A 14,828-nucleotide genomic window follows, 5' to 3' on the forward strand; every position below is an offset into this window, starting at 1 on the left:
CTTCCCAGCGATGAACAAGCAAACGATAAAGTTTTACCTTTTTTTTGCGGCTGCGGTCTTTCAGTGCTCCTGCACGAGCAACTACCTTTCCATCAACAGCAACCCGTATGAGGTGACCAGGGATCAGATGGCGGTCAGGGATTATGCCGTCGCCTCGGGTCTGTCCGCGATGTTCGGGAGCGTGATCTCCACGGACGTCAACACGGCGCAGTTCACCGACTGTCTGTTGGGCGGGACGCAGGGCGGTTACTATGCCGATGCGAACAACGGGTGGACGAATACCATCTCGAAATACAATCCCACGGACGACTGGACGCGCGTGTTTCTGTACAGCGACAAGGTCATACCGCAGCTTTACAGCAACATGTCGAACGTCGAGGGGATCTCGGACGATCCTCTGGTGCATGCGATCATGAAGATCGTCAAGGTTTGCGTTTTGAGCCGTGTGACCGACACCTACGGGCCGATACCTTATTCGGAGATCGGGAGCACGGGCAAGATCCAGGTGGGCTACGACGACCAGCCGGATGTCTACCGGCAGATGTTCGATGATCTGGACGAGGCGATCGCCCTTCTCGACGCGAACATCGACCGGAGCATCACGACCACCACCGATCAGGTTTTCGACGGCACGGCCCGCAAATGGTGCCGTTTCGCCAATTCGATGAAGCTGCGCCTTGCGATGCGCATCGTCTACACCGATTTCCGCAGTTCGCAGGGTCTTACACCGCAGGAGTTGGGCGAGGCGGCCGTGTCGCATCCCGTGGGAGTCATGCAGACGAACGACGACAATGCCCGTCTTTCAGCAAAGGCCTTCGGCAAGGATGGCAATTCCCTTTATACGGCCTGCATGTACAATACACCCGCGGGCTCGAAGACGGGGGGCGACTCCCACGCTGCGGCCGACATCATCTGCTACATGAACGGTTACGGAGATCCACGCCGAGAGAAGTACTTCACGAAGGCGCAGTTTACGGGCGATAACGCCCCGGAGTATGTAGGGTTGCGGCGCGGTATAGCCATTCCGGCGTTGAGCACCGTCGGTCTGCTCTATTCGGGCGTCAACTTCGTCGAAGGCATGTCCACGCCGCTGCAATGGATGAATGCCGCGGAGGTGTTCTTTCTTCGGGCGGAGGCCGCCGGAGTTTTCGGCTGGGAGGTCGGCGGCGATGCGAAGAGCTTCTACGAGCAGGGCGTACGTCTGTCGTTCGAGCAGTGGGGCGTGGGGGGAGTCGACGAGTATCTGTCGGGCACTCATCTTCCCGAGACATACTCTGACCCCAATGGCGGACTGAACACCTACACCACGCAGCTCTCGTCGCTGTGTGTAGCCTGGAACGATTCGGCATCGAAGGAGGAGATGCAGGAGCGGATCATCATCCAGAAGTGGATTGCGAACTTCCACCTGGGCAACGAGGCGTGGGCAGATTTTCGCCGCACGGGCTTTCCGCACCTGATTCCAGCCGTGGAGAGCGTTGTGAGCAACAACACCCAGGGAGTCCGCAATCTGCGTCTGGGAGCCCGTCGGATGCCCTATCCGGCCGACGAGGCTACGAACAATGCGGAGAACTATCTCCGCGCCGTGGATTTGCTGGGCGGTTCGGACAACATGGCAACCCGCATGTGGTGGGACTGCAATCCTGCGATCCAATAGGTCTGGGGGCAAGCGATACGAAAACGGAACAAGAACAAGCATAAGAACAGGAATATATGAAAATGAACAAGATACTGATCCCGGTTTTCTCCGCGTCGCTGCTGCTGGTTTCGTGCAGCGACTGGACGGACCCGGACAACAAGGATTTTCTTCCGGGCATGTTGCAGCACGATGCGGCCACGCTGGCGGGTCTCCGCGCGTTCAAGGCCTCGGCACATCCGTTGCTGATGATGCACATCGAAGGTAGTTCTTCGGCCCCGAGCCATCAGAACCAGCATCCGATGTCCATGCCGGACAGTGTGGACTACCTGCTCATAAGCGGAATCGAAGATCTGCATCCGACCTTTGTGTCCGAGCTTGGCGAGGTTCGGGCCTTAAAGGGCACGCGCACGCTCAACGTTGTGGACTACACCACGATCCGCACGTCGTGGGAGGCGCTCCGTGAGGAAGCCGAGGATTCGGGCCAGGGCGGGGATTACACGGAATCGTCTTTTGCCGCCTACTGCAAGGCGGAGACCGAGCGGCAGCTGTCGGCCAGTGCGGCCTATGGTTTCGACGGGATCGTGGCCTCCTACCTGGGCGGTTTCGATAGCAGTGCCGCCGCTCCTTTCGTTCAGGCCATCGACTCCTGGGCGCAGTCCCATCCGGACAAGCTTCTTTTCTTCCGGGGCTATCCGGCCTATGTTATCCGGCTCACGGATCAGACACTCGTATCGCGCAGCAGGTATATCCTGATTCTGACGGAAGATGCGAAGGCTTCGGTTTCGATCTCCCGTCAGGTCCGCGATCAGCTGGTCGAGGGCGTTCCGAGCGACCGGATCATCCTCGAGGCCTCGGTGCCGTCCCTGGCGGACGGCGGCGAGGATGCGCAGGTCGGCGCCACGGTTCAGGTTGCAGCCGACTGGGTTATGGACCCGAATACGGCGTCCACGGTCAAGTGCGACAAGCAGGGGCTTGCCGTCTCGAACGCACAAGAGGACTACTTCAACATGCCGACCTACAAACGGATCCGGGCGGCGCTGGCGATTCTGCATCCTTCGATTTCTGACTCCAACACCGAAAACAGGCATTGATTATGAAAAACAGATTTGCATTGGCAGGCATCCTTCTTGTTCTCCTTGCATTGATCTCCTGCCGGGGCGATGAGGAGGGCAAATACCACTTCGACAACAAGGTCTTCGTTTCGGGGTCGTCGTTTGCCGACAAGGTCTTCATCAAGCGGGACAATCTCGATGTCACCGAGACGCATCGTTGCGAGGTCAGGGTCGGCATGGCCCAGCCGGAGTCTCGGGATGTCACGGTTACCTTTTCTCTGGCCCCCGAGCTGCTCGACCGCTACCGGATGTTTTACGAGGATCCTGCGGCCGAACTTCTTCCGGCCGATGGGGGTTACTACGTTTTTTCGGATGTTTCGGTCACGATACCTGCGGGGTTGGTCGAGAGCGAGCCGCTGGACTTCGACTTCGGGCACCTCGACCGGCTTCCCATCGAGGAACGTCAGCGTTATGTGCTTCCCGTGACGATTTCGGGCTCCGACGGCATGCCGGTACTCGAAAGTGCCCGCACGGTCTACTTTGTCTTCACGAAGGCGGCACTGATCAACGTTGTCGCGGGGATGGAGAACAACTGTGCATGGCCCGAGTGGACGGAGGATACACTGGCGGTGCAGGATATGGAGAGCTTCACGCTCGAAGCGCTCGTCTACGCCAATTCGTTCAACCGGGATATTTCGACGATCATGGGTGTCGAGGACCTCTTCCTGGTTCGTTTGGGCGACAGCGGGCCCTCGAACCAGTTGCAGGTAGCCTTCGCCAAGAAGGTTTCGGAGGAGGCGACCACACCCTCCCGGGGCAAGATTCCCGGGGATCCCGACCGTCGTTTTGATCTCCAAGCGTTCCGCTGGTACCACATCGCCGTGACGTTCGATCGCGGGACGGTCGGGGTCTACATCGACGGCAAGCTCAAAGAGTCGTCCCGGGCCGAGGTTTCGGGTCCTGACGGCAAGCCTGTTCTGATCGACCGAGTGAACTTCGCCATTCCGCATTCGGACGAGACCGCAGGCAAGCCCCGATGTTTCTGGATCGGCCATTCGTACCGGCTGCAAACCGACGGAGACGATTTCTACGAGCGTCGTTTCGACGGACAGATGAGCGAAGTGCGCATCTGGAACCGGGCACTTTCGGCCGAGGAGATTGCGTCGGAGAACCATTTCTACAAGATCGACCCGCAGTCGGAGGGGCTGGTTGCCTACTGGAAGTTCGACGATAACGCCACGGGCAAGGTTGTCCGGGACTATACCGGAAACGGGTTCGACCTGAAAACCGAACGCGAGATCGACTGGCAGAGCGTCTCGCTGCCCGAAAACTGATCCGATCCGACACGCAGAATGCATATTCACTAACCTTTAATTACCAAAACAGACATGAAAAGATCAATTTGGATGCTTTTGGCGGGAATGCTCGCCATTTCATCGGGAAGCCTTGTCTCGTGCAAGAAGTCCGAGAAGGTTGACAAGCAGAACACGTTGAGTGTGAAACCTGCTTCGGACATTTCGTTCAAGGCCGACGGCAACGAGGACGTCGTTCTGACGATCATGACCGATGCCGAGTCGTGGAACGTCGAGAAGAACGACTGGATTACGGCCAAGAAGGAGGGCAATATGCTGAAGGTCAATGCGCAGACCAATACGGCCGAGTCGGTGCGCCCGGGACGTATCACCATTTCGGCGGGCAATGCGCAGCCCGTGCGGATCAACGTGACGCAGGCGGCCGCCGAGGAGGGCGAGATCGTGCTGGGCGTCACGCCTTCGGACCCCATCGCCTTCGAGGCAGCGGGCAACAAGGCCGTCGAGCTGACCGTGAAGACCAACGCGGCGGACTGGAGCTTCACCTATCCCGAGGAGTGGATGACGGCCGAGAAGAGCGGGGACAAACTCATCGTGAACGCCAAGGACAACACGGGCGAAGCCCGCGTGGGACAGATCGTCGTGAAGTCGAGCGAAGGTGACAAGTCGGTGCGTATCGCCGTGACGCAGAAGGCTTCGGACGAGGAGCCCGCACCCGGAGAAACGGTGACCGGTTCGCTCGCGACTTCCGACGAGGTGAGCATCGAGTTCCCGGCCGAGGGTGCCGAGGCCGTGAAGAAGACGCTGACCTTCACGCTGGAGAAGGCTGCGGCCAAAGACGTGCAGGTCGAGGTTCGTTTCGACGCGCGCCACGTCGACGAGTACAACTTCGACAACAGCACCGACTACAAACTCTTCCCGGCCTCGGCGTGCACGATCGCCGGCAACGGTCTGGTGACGGTCAAGGCTGGCGACACCTCCGCTTCGGTCGAGGTGACGATCAGCCCGAGCGAGGAGCTTGCCTACGTGACCACCTACATGATTCCGCTGTTGGTCGTGGCCAAGAGCGATGGCGTGGCGGTCCAGAACAGCGCACGCTATGTCGAGCTCTTCGTTTCGAAGGGCAGTTCGAAGAAGATCCGCAACATCTGCTACTTCGAGATCAACGACTGCAACCCGCTCAACGCCCTGGAGTATCTGCTCGACGACGGACAGCCCTTCTTCGATGCCGTGGTGCTCTTCGCCGGCAACATCAACTGGGACGCTTCGAAGCAGAAGGTCTACATGCACGCCAATCCCAACGTCCGGGCGCTGCTCGACGAGTCGGAGGTCTATCTCCAGCCCCTGCGCAAGAAGGGCATCAAGGTGCTGCTGGACATCCTGGGCAACCACGATGCCGCCGGTGTGGCCGGTCTGACCGACTGGGGCTGCGAGCAGTTCGGGCGTGAACTGGCCCAGATCTGCCTCGACTACAAACTCGACGGCATCGGTTTCGACGACGAGTACTCGAGGTACGGCTCCTTGACCAACCAGTGGATTTCGGGTTCCGCCACCTCGCAGCAGGCTGCACGCCTCTGCTATGAGACCAAGAAGGCCATGAAGGAGCTCTGCCCGTGGGAGACCTGGGTGCACCTCTACTACCTGGGCAAGATCTCTTCGAGGCTGCCTTCGGTGACCATCGATGGCCAGGAGCACAAGCCCGTCGAGTTCATCGACAACGTCTGCGCCGACTACGGAGGTGCTGCACGTCCGGTTACCGGCATGACCCTGAGCGGCTGTGCGGGCAATTCCATCCAACTCAACCACGGCATGTCCCTCTCGTCGGAGCAGGCCAAGGGATACATGGATCAGGGCTACGGCTGGGTCATGTGGTTCGCTTTCGACCCCTCCGGAACCGGGAGCATCAAGAACAACCGCACCCATTCGCTGCAACAGTTCCGCAACATGGCCCAGGGCTGCTACGGCCAGGGAGTCCAGGATCCGAAGAACGTCTATAACAAACTGGGCGAGGGCCGCTACGATCCCAAGCCCCATCCGATCAACTAACCGAACCTTTTCCTGCGGAGGGTTCTTCCGGCCATGTCCGGGAGAGCTTCCGCCGCGGGGGAAAACGACCGGGCGGATCCGGTCGCAACCAACCATTGTCAATTCAACAGGAACATGAAACTGAACAGTCTATTTATCTGTGCCGCGTCGGCGCTTCTTCTCTGCGGCGCCTGCGACAAGGGAGACAAGAAAGTGGAGCCTCGGATCGTCGAGGATGCCATCTCGATCAATCCGTCGACGGCGACCGTCGGCAGCAAGGGCGGCGACGTGCCTGTCCAGGTCACCAGCAGCGGGGCCTGGAGCCTTTCGGGTGAAGGGAACGATCTGGTGACCCCTTCCGCGATGAAGGGCAAGGACGGCGACATCGTCTCGTTCAAGATCAAGGCCAACGACCAGGAGGTCGACCGTCTCTTCACCTACACCTTCACCTGCGGCAAGAAGAGCGTGCCGCTCAAGATCACCCTCAAGAAGAAGGCCCCCGAAGCCGAGGCCCAGCTTGAGATCTACTATCCCGAATTGTCGAACAACCTGCCCCGCGAGGGCGGCAAGGTGACGGTGCTGGTGACCAGTTCGAAAGCCTGGACGCTCGAAGGGGAGTCGGATTTCGTGACGCCTTCGGCCCTGAGCGGCGAGGACGGAGCCGAGGTTGTCTTCGATGTCAAGGCCAACGAGACCGATGCGGAGAAGATCGCCGACTACACCTTCAGGATGGACGACAAGCAGGTTCCCTTCCGCATCACGGTTGCGGGCGGCATTCCCGAGAGCATCGAGATCACCTCGAAGCCCGAACTGCGTCTGGCCTACACGAAGGACGAGCGGGTGGCCGTGAAGCTGACGACGAATGTCGATCCGCGCGACCTTTCGGCCGAGATTACCGGAGCCGACGACGGTTGGCTGACGTGGTCGATCGCTCGCCCCTCGGAGAGCGGCGGGAACATGGTGACGGCCTATTTCAGCGTGCGCCAGAACGACGGAGAGACTTCGCGCGAAGCCTTGGTGAAGATCAAGGGCCTGAAAAAGGGCGAGGCGACGCTGAAGGTCACGCAGCTGGTCAAACCGCAGCTGACGGCAGAGAAACAGGCCTATTTCGTCGGAGTCGAGGAGCAGACGCTCGATATTCCGGTGACGGCCAATATCGAGTTCGACGTTGCGCTGGGCGAGTCGGGCGACGGGTGGCTGACCTATAAGAATTATGCGGACGGGGTGCTGCACTTCTCGGTCGGGGCCTTGAACGGCGGCTCCGCACGCGAGTGCGAGGTGACGCTCACCGAGAAGAACGCTCCGGACAATGCCGAACCCGTCAAGCATGTCGTCCGGATCACGCAGAAGACCAAAGGTCTGATCGAGAAGGTGGCCGACATGCGGGCATCGCGCTGCTATTTCGCGACGTTGAGCAACGCTGCGGCGCTCAACAATCTGACTGCCGGGACGATGGAGGCGCTGGTCAACATCCAGGAGACGCGCACTGCCGGGAGCATCTCGACCATCATGGGTATCGAGGACAAGTTCCTGCTTCGTCTGGGCGATGTCGGGGTGCCCTGGAACCAGATCCAGGTGGCGACCTCCCGCGGCAACCGGACGAATGCGAAGCTGACTCTCTCCGAGTTGAACCGCTGGTATCATATTGCCGTGACGTGGACCCCCTCCAGCGTCTCGTTCTACATCGACGGAAAATTCATTCACAGTGCCTCGCTTGCGCTGAATCGCGGTGTGAACCTGGGGTCGACCTTCACGGGTAACGAGAGCAAGTTTTCCCGGGCCTTCTGGATCGGATATTCGTACAATGCGGATCGTTACTTCCCTGGATACATGTCCGAGGTCCGCATCTGGAATCGCGCCCTCTCGAAGGCGGAGATCAACTCCGAGAATCACTTCTATTCGGTTCCGGTTAACTCCGAAGGTCTGGTGGGCTACTGGAAGCTCGACGGCGGTTCGGGCAACACGGTGATCGACTCCTCACCTTCGGGCAACCACATGACGGGTCAGATCAACGTCCGTAGCCAGAACGGCGAGCAGGTCGGCGATCCGGGTATGCACTACGTGGAGATGAGCCTGCCTTAGTGTCGGGACCTTGTTTCACGGATGAAGCGGCAGCCGGGACCTTCGGGTTCCGGCTGTCTTTTTCGGGTTGCGGGCGTGAGGCCTGCCCGGCACGACCGGCTGCAATCCTCTCTGAATTGTAGCGCTTCCACATCCGGCAATGCGGAGTGTGTAATACTCGTTCCTTCGTATCGTCTTGTCGATCGGGCGAATAACAGAACGATCGCACTCTTGTTCTTACGATGACATAGCGATCGAACGGGCCCCTGATATTAATTCAAGAATAAAATATGGCTGTTTGATTTGCAACATGTTTGCGGTACGCAGGGGAGATGGGTATCCGTCCGGTGCCGTAAGGGTTATCAGCATGATGCGCGGTTGTAAAACGTTGTCCGGCGATCGGTGATCGTAGCGCGGGAGACTTCCGAACTACTCTTTCATGAAAACACGGAAAATCGGACGGCAAAAGAATTGAAAAAGGACTCTTGCAAGGGCCCCTTTTCAGAATTTCCAGCTTGCACCCAGCAGCAGGTTGCACGGCCGAATGGCGTAGCGGCTCGCCGAAGAGCTCAACCCGTCGAAGAGCGTGTAGGCGTACTCCCTCTCGTTGAGCAGATTCGCAGCCGAAGCCCATAGTTCCCATCGCTCGCCCACCTTCCAGCGTACCGAGGCGTCGAGCAGCACGAGGTGCTTGCTCCGCGTGTCGGAGAGTTGCGTGCGGTAGTGCTCACCGGTCAGTTGCAGGAGCAGATTCTTGGCCGGCGTCAGATTGAGTTGCAGCCGCTGGTCGAACGCATGGCGGTCGGTCGGGGCGGCGGATTCGATCCGCAGTTGCGTGTAGCGGTAGTTGAACGTATATTCGACATTGAGCCAGCGGGCCGCACGGAGGTTCACGCGCGGCGAGAGGGTCAGCACCCCCGAGCGGTAGGGCATCCGAACCCCCTGCTGGCTGATCTCCATCCGTGTGTCGTTCCACGCGAGGTCGACCCCGGCCTGACCGTGCAGGACATCGATGTTGGTGCTGACGCCCGTCGCGAGGCTCCACGACACCATGCGGTTCGTCTCGCGGAGTTGTCCCGAGACGATGTAGTCGCCCTCGAAATCCTGCGTGGCGAGCCACGGAAGGTCGTACCACGAGCGTTGGAGGAAGAGGTGGGCGAAGATTCCGTTCAGCGGGTTCTTGTAGTTGGCGCCGGCCGTCAGCATCCGCACGGGGGTCGATACGGGCGATGCGACCCCGGAGACCAGCGTACGGTAGTCGCGCAGCAGGACGGCAGGGTAAATCGTCGCGTCGGCAGCCCCCTGTTCGCCTGCGGCTCCCGATGCCGAGAGCGCCCAGCAGGCCGATGGAGTCCAGCGGGCCGAGAGGTTGGCCGACCAGAGCAGCGGCGTGCTGCTGCCGCCCGTATAGCGGTAACAGCGCCAGTCGACCGGCAGGGCGAGGATGAGCCGCAGCCGCTGCGTGCGGCAGGTGGCCGTCGGCCGCAGGTAGAGGCTCCCGTAGCCGAAGCGCGTATCGGCGGCAGGCGGTGCGGAGGTCTCGACCCCGAGGCCGCTCAACGAACTGTCGAACCGCCGGCAGAGGGCTGCGAGGCCTCCCTTGAACTGGAACGACCAGCGGCGCCCGGCCCCCAGCCCCCAGGCGACGTTGTGGTTCATGCGCAGCAGGTCGATGTCGAGCCGCTGCCGCTGCGCGGAGCCCTCGCGCACGACATCCAGTCGCTGCGGCTGCGTGAGCCACAAGAGGTTCGACGTCACGGTCAGCGTGCGATGCCCCGTGCGGCGGATGTAATTGAGGTCGTTCTCCACGCGGTGCGCCGGAGCCTCGGCCTGCTGGCGGTTGGGATAGCTGCCCGTCGTGGCGGCGTCGAAGTCGCTCCACGCAAGGTCGGCCGAAAGGCGGTCCATGAGGTAGAAACGCTCGGTATTGGCCAACAACTTCACGTGTGCCGCCAGCTGCCGGTCGGTCAGCCGGGCCTGCTCCGCGAGCTCTTCGGCCAGCTCCCCGTCGGAGAGGTAGCGGACGATCCGCGAGGCGTAGTCCGAAGCCAGCCGGTCGTAGCCGTAGGCGACATGGCCGCTCAACTGGCAGTCGTCCGTGAGTTTGCGCAGGTGGTCGGCACTGGCCATCGCCGAACGGTTCAGCCGCGTGCGGCGATCGTCGAGCGGCGCCTCGGAGAGCCCCGTCGAGAACCACTCGGGAGTCTCGCAGCGATTGTCGGCGCTGTTGAGCAGCTCCTCGACCGTGAGCTGGTGCAGATCGGACGTCGGGTCCTCGCCCGTATTGTCGCCTTTGAGGTTGAACATCGTCTGGCTTTGGGCGGCGATACGCATGGCGAATACCGAGCCGCTGCCCAACGCCTCGTCGGGCGACCAGCCGCCCGCACCGCGAAGCGTTCCGGTCCAGTGCGATCGGGCCTGTTTCTTCAAGCGGAGGTTCAGGGCCGCACGGTCGCTGTAAAGCACGTCGCGCAGCGCCTTGATCGGCTGGTGGTTTTCCATCACTTCGACGCTGGCCACATCCTGCGGGGCGATGTTGTTCGTCGCCAGAGAGTAGCGGCCGTCGAGCATGTCCATTCCCTCGATGTAGAACTTGTTGATCGCTTCGCCGTTGTAGCGGATCTCGCCCGTCTTTTCGACCTCAATGCCCGGCATCTTGCGCAGCACGTCGGCGATCGTGCGGTCCTGGGCCTCGGTGAAGCCCGCGACGTTGTAGCTCACCGTGTCGCCCCGCAGCGAGAGGCGCGGGGCCCGGATCTCGACCTCGCGGATCTCCACGGCACTGGCTTCGAGACGGATCTCCTGCGGCAGGCGGGCGGCGTCGAACCGCTGGGCGCGGTAGCCCATCATCGAGACGTCGATCCATGCGGCCCGCATCCCCTGACGCGGGCGGAGACGGAAGCTGCCGTCCGCGGCCGAGGTCGTGTAACCCGCCTGCCGGCCCGTGCTGTCGGCGGCCAGCAGGATGGCCCCGGCAAGGGGCCGCCCGTCGGCCGCATCCACGATCCGCCCGGTCAGTCCCTGCGCCGATGCTGTTGCGGCAACTATCAGCGACACAACGAAAAATGCGATCCACTTCATGCGTTACGGCAGGTTATTCGAGTTCGATCGCGTTGTAGCCGCGCAGCAGGTCGCCCGGGTTGAGAGGCGTGCCGTCCTCCGACTTGATCGTCATCCGCACGTTGGAGTTGCCCGCGAGGTAGCCGACCGGATCGGTCATCACCTTCTGTTTGAGTTCAAGGTACTTTTTCCGGTTTGTTTTCATGTAGTTGCGGTCGGTCATGCAGATGGGCTCGACGCGCTGCTCCACACCCGTGGCTTCCAGTTCGAGCACCCCGGCGGCGTCACGGACGGCAAGGATCAGACCCGGCAGCCCGCCGAACTTCCACGGTCCGCAGCTCACGGCGATCTCGGGCGTGTACCACGCCTCGTAATTGCGGCCGCGGAAGGTGCAGGCGGCCCGGCGGCACGCATAGCCGAGGATCGTCCGCTCGCCGTCGGTAAGCTCCCACCCGCAGTCGGGCAGCGGCTCGGTGTAGAGCAGATGATCCATGCCGATCTGGTCGGTGTGGGTCAGCCGGCCGGCCGCCGCATTTCGGAAGAGGACGTCCTGCACGCCGCCGTGGAAACTTCCGAGGTTGGCCATCACCTGCTCGGGCGGCGTGACGCGCACGAGCGAGTCGGTCTGCCACGTCTTGTAGGAGTAGAATTTCGTAACGTTGCGCCCGATTTGGAGCAGCAGGAGGTCTTCCATCGGGTGCTCGTTCTCGGGGCGCTGGCGGTAGAGCATGCGGTAGCTGACGACGAATTGCGTCGTGTCGAGCAGTTCGCTGGGCGGTTCGGCCGTGTCGTAGGTCTTGACGCCGTCGGGCGTATAGGTAACGATGGTCTGCTGGGCCCGAAGCGCCCAGATCGTCGCAAACAATGCGATGACGAAGCACGCAAATCTTTTCATGGCAGGATTGTTTTTGGTTCCGAGACAAAGGTCGGAGGAAATCCGGCAGGCGATGGTTAATGCTCCGTTAAGGAGTGTTAAATAGTCTTAACGCCGTCGGCCGTGGCGTTTTTATGCGTACCTTTGTTTCGCACAAAACGCCGCATCGGGATGAACAAACGTCGCTTCGGCCGCATATCGCTTCTGGTTACCGCCACGCTGGCGGTGCTCGTCGCCGTGCAGGTGTGGAGCCTTGTGAACATGTACCATACTCGCCGTGAGGAGTTCTCGCGGCAGGTCATGCAGGCCATGACCCGCGCCGCCTACGACGACCTGCTGCTGGGCAACAAACCCTCCGGGCACAAGAGCCATATCACCTTCTCCTCGTCGGGCAACATCGACTCGATCCGGGTGGACATGATTCAGGAGATTGCGGTAAAGAACCTCGCCGGAGCGGGCAAGAGCCTCTCTTTCACGCCCAAAACCGATACGATCCACCACGATATCAGCATCTCGAACGGCGAAACGACCCGCCACATCCGGCAGGAGATCCGCATCCCGCCCGTCTATGTCCTGCGGCTCAATATGGCGCGCTACGACTCGCTGCTCACGCGCAACCTTGCGGCGGCGGGCATCGACCTGCCCCACAAGGTGGATGTCGTGCGCGGCCCCACCGACAGCACGACGTTGGTGAAGCTCTTTACGACGAAGCCGCTGACGGATCCGGAGGTGGTGCTTGCCGCGCGTAACGACTCGTTGCGGCTCACGGACCCGCTCACCTTCACGACTTCGCTCACGACCGACGAAGAGCTCTGTTTCCGCCTGCGCATCGAGAATCCCGACCGGCAGCTTGTGCGCGACATGGCCGGAGTGATCGGCTCGTCGCTCCTGATGCTCGCGGCGGTGGCCGGGGCGCTGATCTACCTGCTGCGGACGCTCTTCCGGCAGAAAACGCTCGAAGAGATGCGCCTCGACCTGACGCACAACATCACCCATGAGTTGAAAACCCCGATCGCCGTGGCCAACGCTGCGAACGACGCTCTGCTCGACTTCGGGGCGGCGGACGATGCGGCCAAACGGACACGGTACCTCACGGTCATCCGCGAGCAGCTGGCCGCCCTGGGCGGCATGGTGCAGCGCATCCTGACGATGAGCGTCGAGGAGCGCGGCGAAATCTCGCTCCGCCGCGAAGAACTGGAAATTCGGCCGCTGCTGGAAGAGGTTGCTGGCCGCTTCCGCATGAAGGGCGGACCCCGGGCCATGATCTCCGTAGAGGTCGTACCCCCTGAATTAAAGGTTTCGGCCGACCGTTTCCACCTCACGCATGCGCTGGACAATCTGGTGGACAATGCCCTGAAATACTCCGGCGGGAAGGTGCGGATCCGCCTCTCGGCCCGACGTACTGCAAAAGGGGTCGAACTGCGCGTCGCGGACGACGGCATCGGCATCGACCGCACGGCACAGGCCCATATTTTCGAAAAGTTCTACCGCGTGCCGACCGGCGACCGCCACGACGTCAAGGGCTTCGGACTGGGGCTCTACTATGTGCGGCTGATCGCCCGCAAGCACGGCGGCGAGATCACGGTGGAGAGCGTCCCGGGCCGCGGCTCCACCTTTAACCTGACGCTTTCCGATGATGAACGATAAGATCCGCATGTTGCTCGTCGAGGATGAGCAGACCCTGGCCGACATCATCGCCGACACGCTTGGCGAGAAGGAGTTCGACGTCTCGGTGGCCTACAACGGTGTCGAAGGGCTGCGCCGTTTCGACGAGGCACGTCCCGACGTCGTCGTGACCGACATCATGATGCCCGGCATGGACGGTTTCACGTTTGTCGAAGCGCTGCGGCGCCGCTCGGCCGATGTTCCGATTCTCTTTCTCTCGGCCCGGTCTGCCGTCGATGATGTGGTCCACGGATTCGAAGCGGGCGGCAACGACTACCTGCGCAAGCCCTTTGGCATGAGCGAACTGGTCGTGCGCGTCAAGGCGCTGGTCGGACGTTCGAGAATTGCACATGCAAGTCCCGCGACACACTATCGGATCGGACGTTTCGCGTTCGATGTTGCCCGGCAGCGGCTCAACGACGGCAGCCATACGCAGGAACTCTCGGCCCGCGAAGCCGACATTCTGAAATTGCTCTGCGAGCATCCGGACGAGGTCGTCCCGACGCCGTTGATCCTGCAACGCATCTGGGGCGACGACACCTTCTTCAACGCCCGCAGCCTGCACGTCTTCATCACGCGGCTGCGCCGCCGGTTGGCCGCCGACCCTTCGGTACGGATCGTCAACGCCCGGGGCGTCGGTTATAAGTTGTTGTGCTGATGTAGAAGAAAAGCGTAGAGATAACAGCTTCGTTCAAGAGAGCGCTCACGCACGAACTTCCGGGTTCGTGCGTTCAGGAAAAGGGTCCGGCACGAACAAAGGGAAGCATTTCATCATGAAGGAACAGATGCCGGAAACTGTTCCCGAAATCCTGAAAAACAGGATCAATGAACAAATACAATAGCAGTTTCATGGATGGATTGTTGGACGTTTGCCCGCAAGGTAATGCGGTTTTCGGGGGATTGGTTCCCGGTGTCCTCCGGAGGTCTTGCATGGCCGCCAACAGCGCTTTTCAATCCCTGAATATCCTCGTAATATTGCAGCGGAGAATCCGCCCGTGCTTTTTCGTTTCGGATCTGCTTTTTCAGGAGAGGAATTGTCCTCTACGGATGCCGAAACTGTACCCGTCGCCTGACGGGAGCGAGCTGTGTTTTTGTCACCGGCGGTTTGTCCGACAAAAACGCTCGCTCTGCGAGGCGGACGGGGT

The 14,828-nt window shown here is 61.0% G+C and carries 9 protein-coding genes; 7 read left to right on the plus strand and 2 right to left on the minus strand.

The features are described from left to right. Window positions 1-10: 10 nt before the first annotated feature. The 5 genes from B5G16_RS05150 (at window position 11) to B5G16_RS05170 (ending at window position 8,105) form a co-directional block, all read left to right on the plus strand. The gene (locus tag B5G16_RS05150) at window positions 11-1,654 is read left to right on the plus strand and encodes a SusD/RagB family nutrient-binding outer membrane lipoprotein (RefSeq protein WP_087261898.1); all 1,644 of its coding nucleotides are present in this window, start codon (window positions 11-13) and stop codon (window positions 1,652-1,654) included. A 62-nt stretch (window positions 1,655-1,716) separates the two neighbouring features. Next, a complete protein-coding gene (locus B5G16_RS05155) occupies window positions 1,717-2,727 on the plus strand; it encodes a glycoside hydrolase family 18 (protein ID WP_162612022.1) in 1,011 nt (336 codons plus the stop codon). A 2-nt stretch (window positions 2,728-2,729) separates the two neighbouring features. Further along, complete coding sequence (locus tag B5G16_RS05160) at window positions 2,730-4,022, plus strand: DUF1735 and LamG domain-containing protein (RefSeq protein WP_087261902.1); 1,293 nt, start codon at window positions 2,730-2,732, stop codon at window positions 4,020-4,022. Window positions 4,023-4,076: 54 nt separating this feature from the next. Continuing rightward, window positions 4,077-6,044 carry a BT_3987 domain-containing protein gene (locus B5G16_RS05165; RefSeq protein ID WP_087261904.1) on the plus strand — a complete coding sequence of 656 codons (1,968 nt, stop codon included), beginning with the start codon at window positions 4,077-4,079 and terminating at the stop codon, window positions 6,042-6,044. A gap of 114 nt (window positions 6,045-6,158) precedes the next feature. Further along, on the plus strand, window positions 6,159-8,105 hold the full coding sequence (locus B5G16_RS05170; protein ID WP_162612023.1) for a LamG-like jellyroll fold domain-containing protein: 1,947 nt from the start codon (window positions 6,159-6,161) through the stop codon (window positions 8,103-8,105). Window positions 8,106-8,585: 480 nt separating this feature from the next. On the opposite strand, the gene B5G16_RS05175 is transcribed toward B5G16_RS05170, so the two are convergent. Next, window positions 8,586-11,165 (minus strand): TonB-dependent receptor, encoded by a 2,580-nt coding sequence (locus B5G16_RS05175; protein ID WP_087261909.1) that lies wholly within the window; start codon window positions 11,163-11,165, stop codon window positions 8,586-8,588. 13 nt (window positions 11,166-11,178) lie between these two features. Continuing rightward, the gene (locus B5G16_RS05180) at window positions 11,179-12,039 is read right to left on the minus strand and encodes a GLPGLI family protein (protein WP_087261911.1); all 861 of its coding nucleotides are present in this window, start codon (window positions 12,037-12,039) and stop codon (window positions 11,179-11,181) included. Between the two features lie 150 nt (window positions 12,040-12,189). Between B5G16_RS05180 and B5G16_RS05185 the strand changes: the two genes are divergently transcribed. Together B5G16_RS05185 and B5G16_RS05190 are read left to right on the plus strand one after the other, a co-directional pair. Then, window positions 12,190-13,665, plus strand: coding sequence for a sensor histidine kinase (locus tag B5G16_RS05185; protein ID WP_087261912.1), 1,476 nt, complete (start codon window positions 12,190-12,192; stop codon window positions 13,663-13,665). Continuing rightward, window positions 13,655-14,341: a response regulator transcription factor gene (locus B5G16_RS05190; RefSeq protein WP_087261914.1), complete on the plus strand. Its 687-nt coding sequence runs from the start codon at window positions 13,655-13,657 to the stop codon at window positions 14,339-14,341. The genes B5G16_RS05185 and B5G16_RS05190 overlap by 11 nt, the downstream gene beginning before the upstream one ends. The last annotated feature ends 487 nt before the right edge of the window (window positions 14,342-14,828 follow it).

Source organism: Alistipes sp. An66, assembly GCF_002161445.1.
Lineage (GTDB): Bacteria > Bacteroidota > Bacteroidia > Bacteroidales > Rikenellaceae > Alistipes > Alistipes cottocaccae.

Coding starts and splice junctions, on each gene's coding strand:
- B5G16_RS05155 (WP_162612022.1), top strand. CDS start 1,717: ATGAACAAGATACTGATCCCGGTTTTCTCCGCGTCGCTGCTGCTGGTT.
- B5G16_RS05165 (WP_087261904.1), top strand. CDS start 4,077: ATGAAAAGATCAATTTGGATGCTTTTGGCGGGAATGCTCGCCATTTCA.
- B5G16_RS05150 (WP_087261898.1), top strand. CDS start 11: ATGAACAAGCAAACGATAAAGTTTTACCTTTTTTTTGCGGCTGCGGTC.
- B5G16_RS05170 (WP_162612023.1), top strand. CDS start 6,159: ATGAAACTGAACAGTCTATTTATCTGTGCCGCGTCGGCGCTTCTTCTC.
- B5G16_RS05185 (WP_087261912.1), top strand. CDS start 12,190: ATGAACAAACGTCGCTTCGGCCGCATATCGCTTCTGGTTACCGCCACG.
- B5G16_RS05160 (WP_087261902.1), top strand. CDS start 2,730: ATGAAAAACAGATTTGCATTGGCAGGCATCCTTCTTGTTCTCCTTGCA.
- B5G16_RS05180 (WP_087261911.1), bottom strand. CDS start 12,039: ATGAAAAGATTTGCGTGCTTCGTCATCGCATTGTTTGCGACGATCTGG.
- B5G16_RS05190 (WP_087261914.1), top strand. CDS start 13,655: ATGAACGATAAGATCCGCATGTTGCTCGTCGAGGATGAGCAGACCCTG.
- B5G16_RS05175 (WP_087261909.1), bottom strand. CDS start 11,165: ATGAAGTGGATCGCATTTTTCGTTGTGTCGCTGATAGTTGCCGCAACA.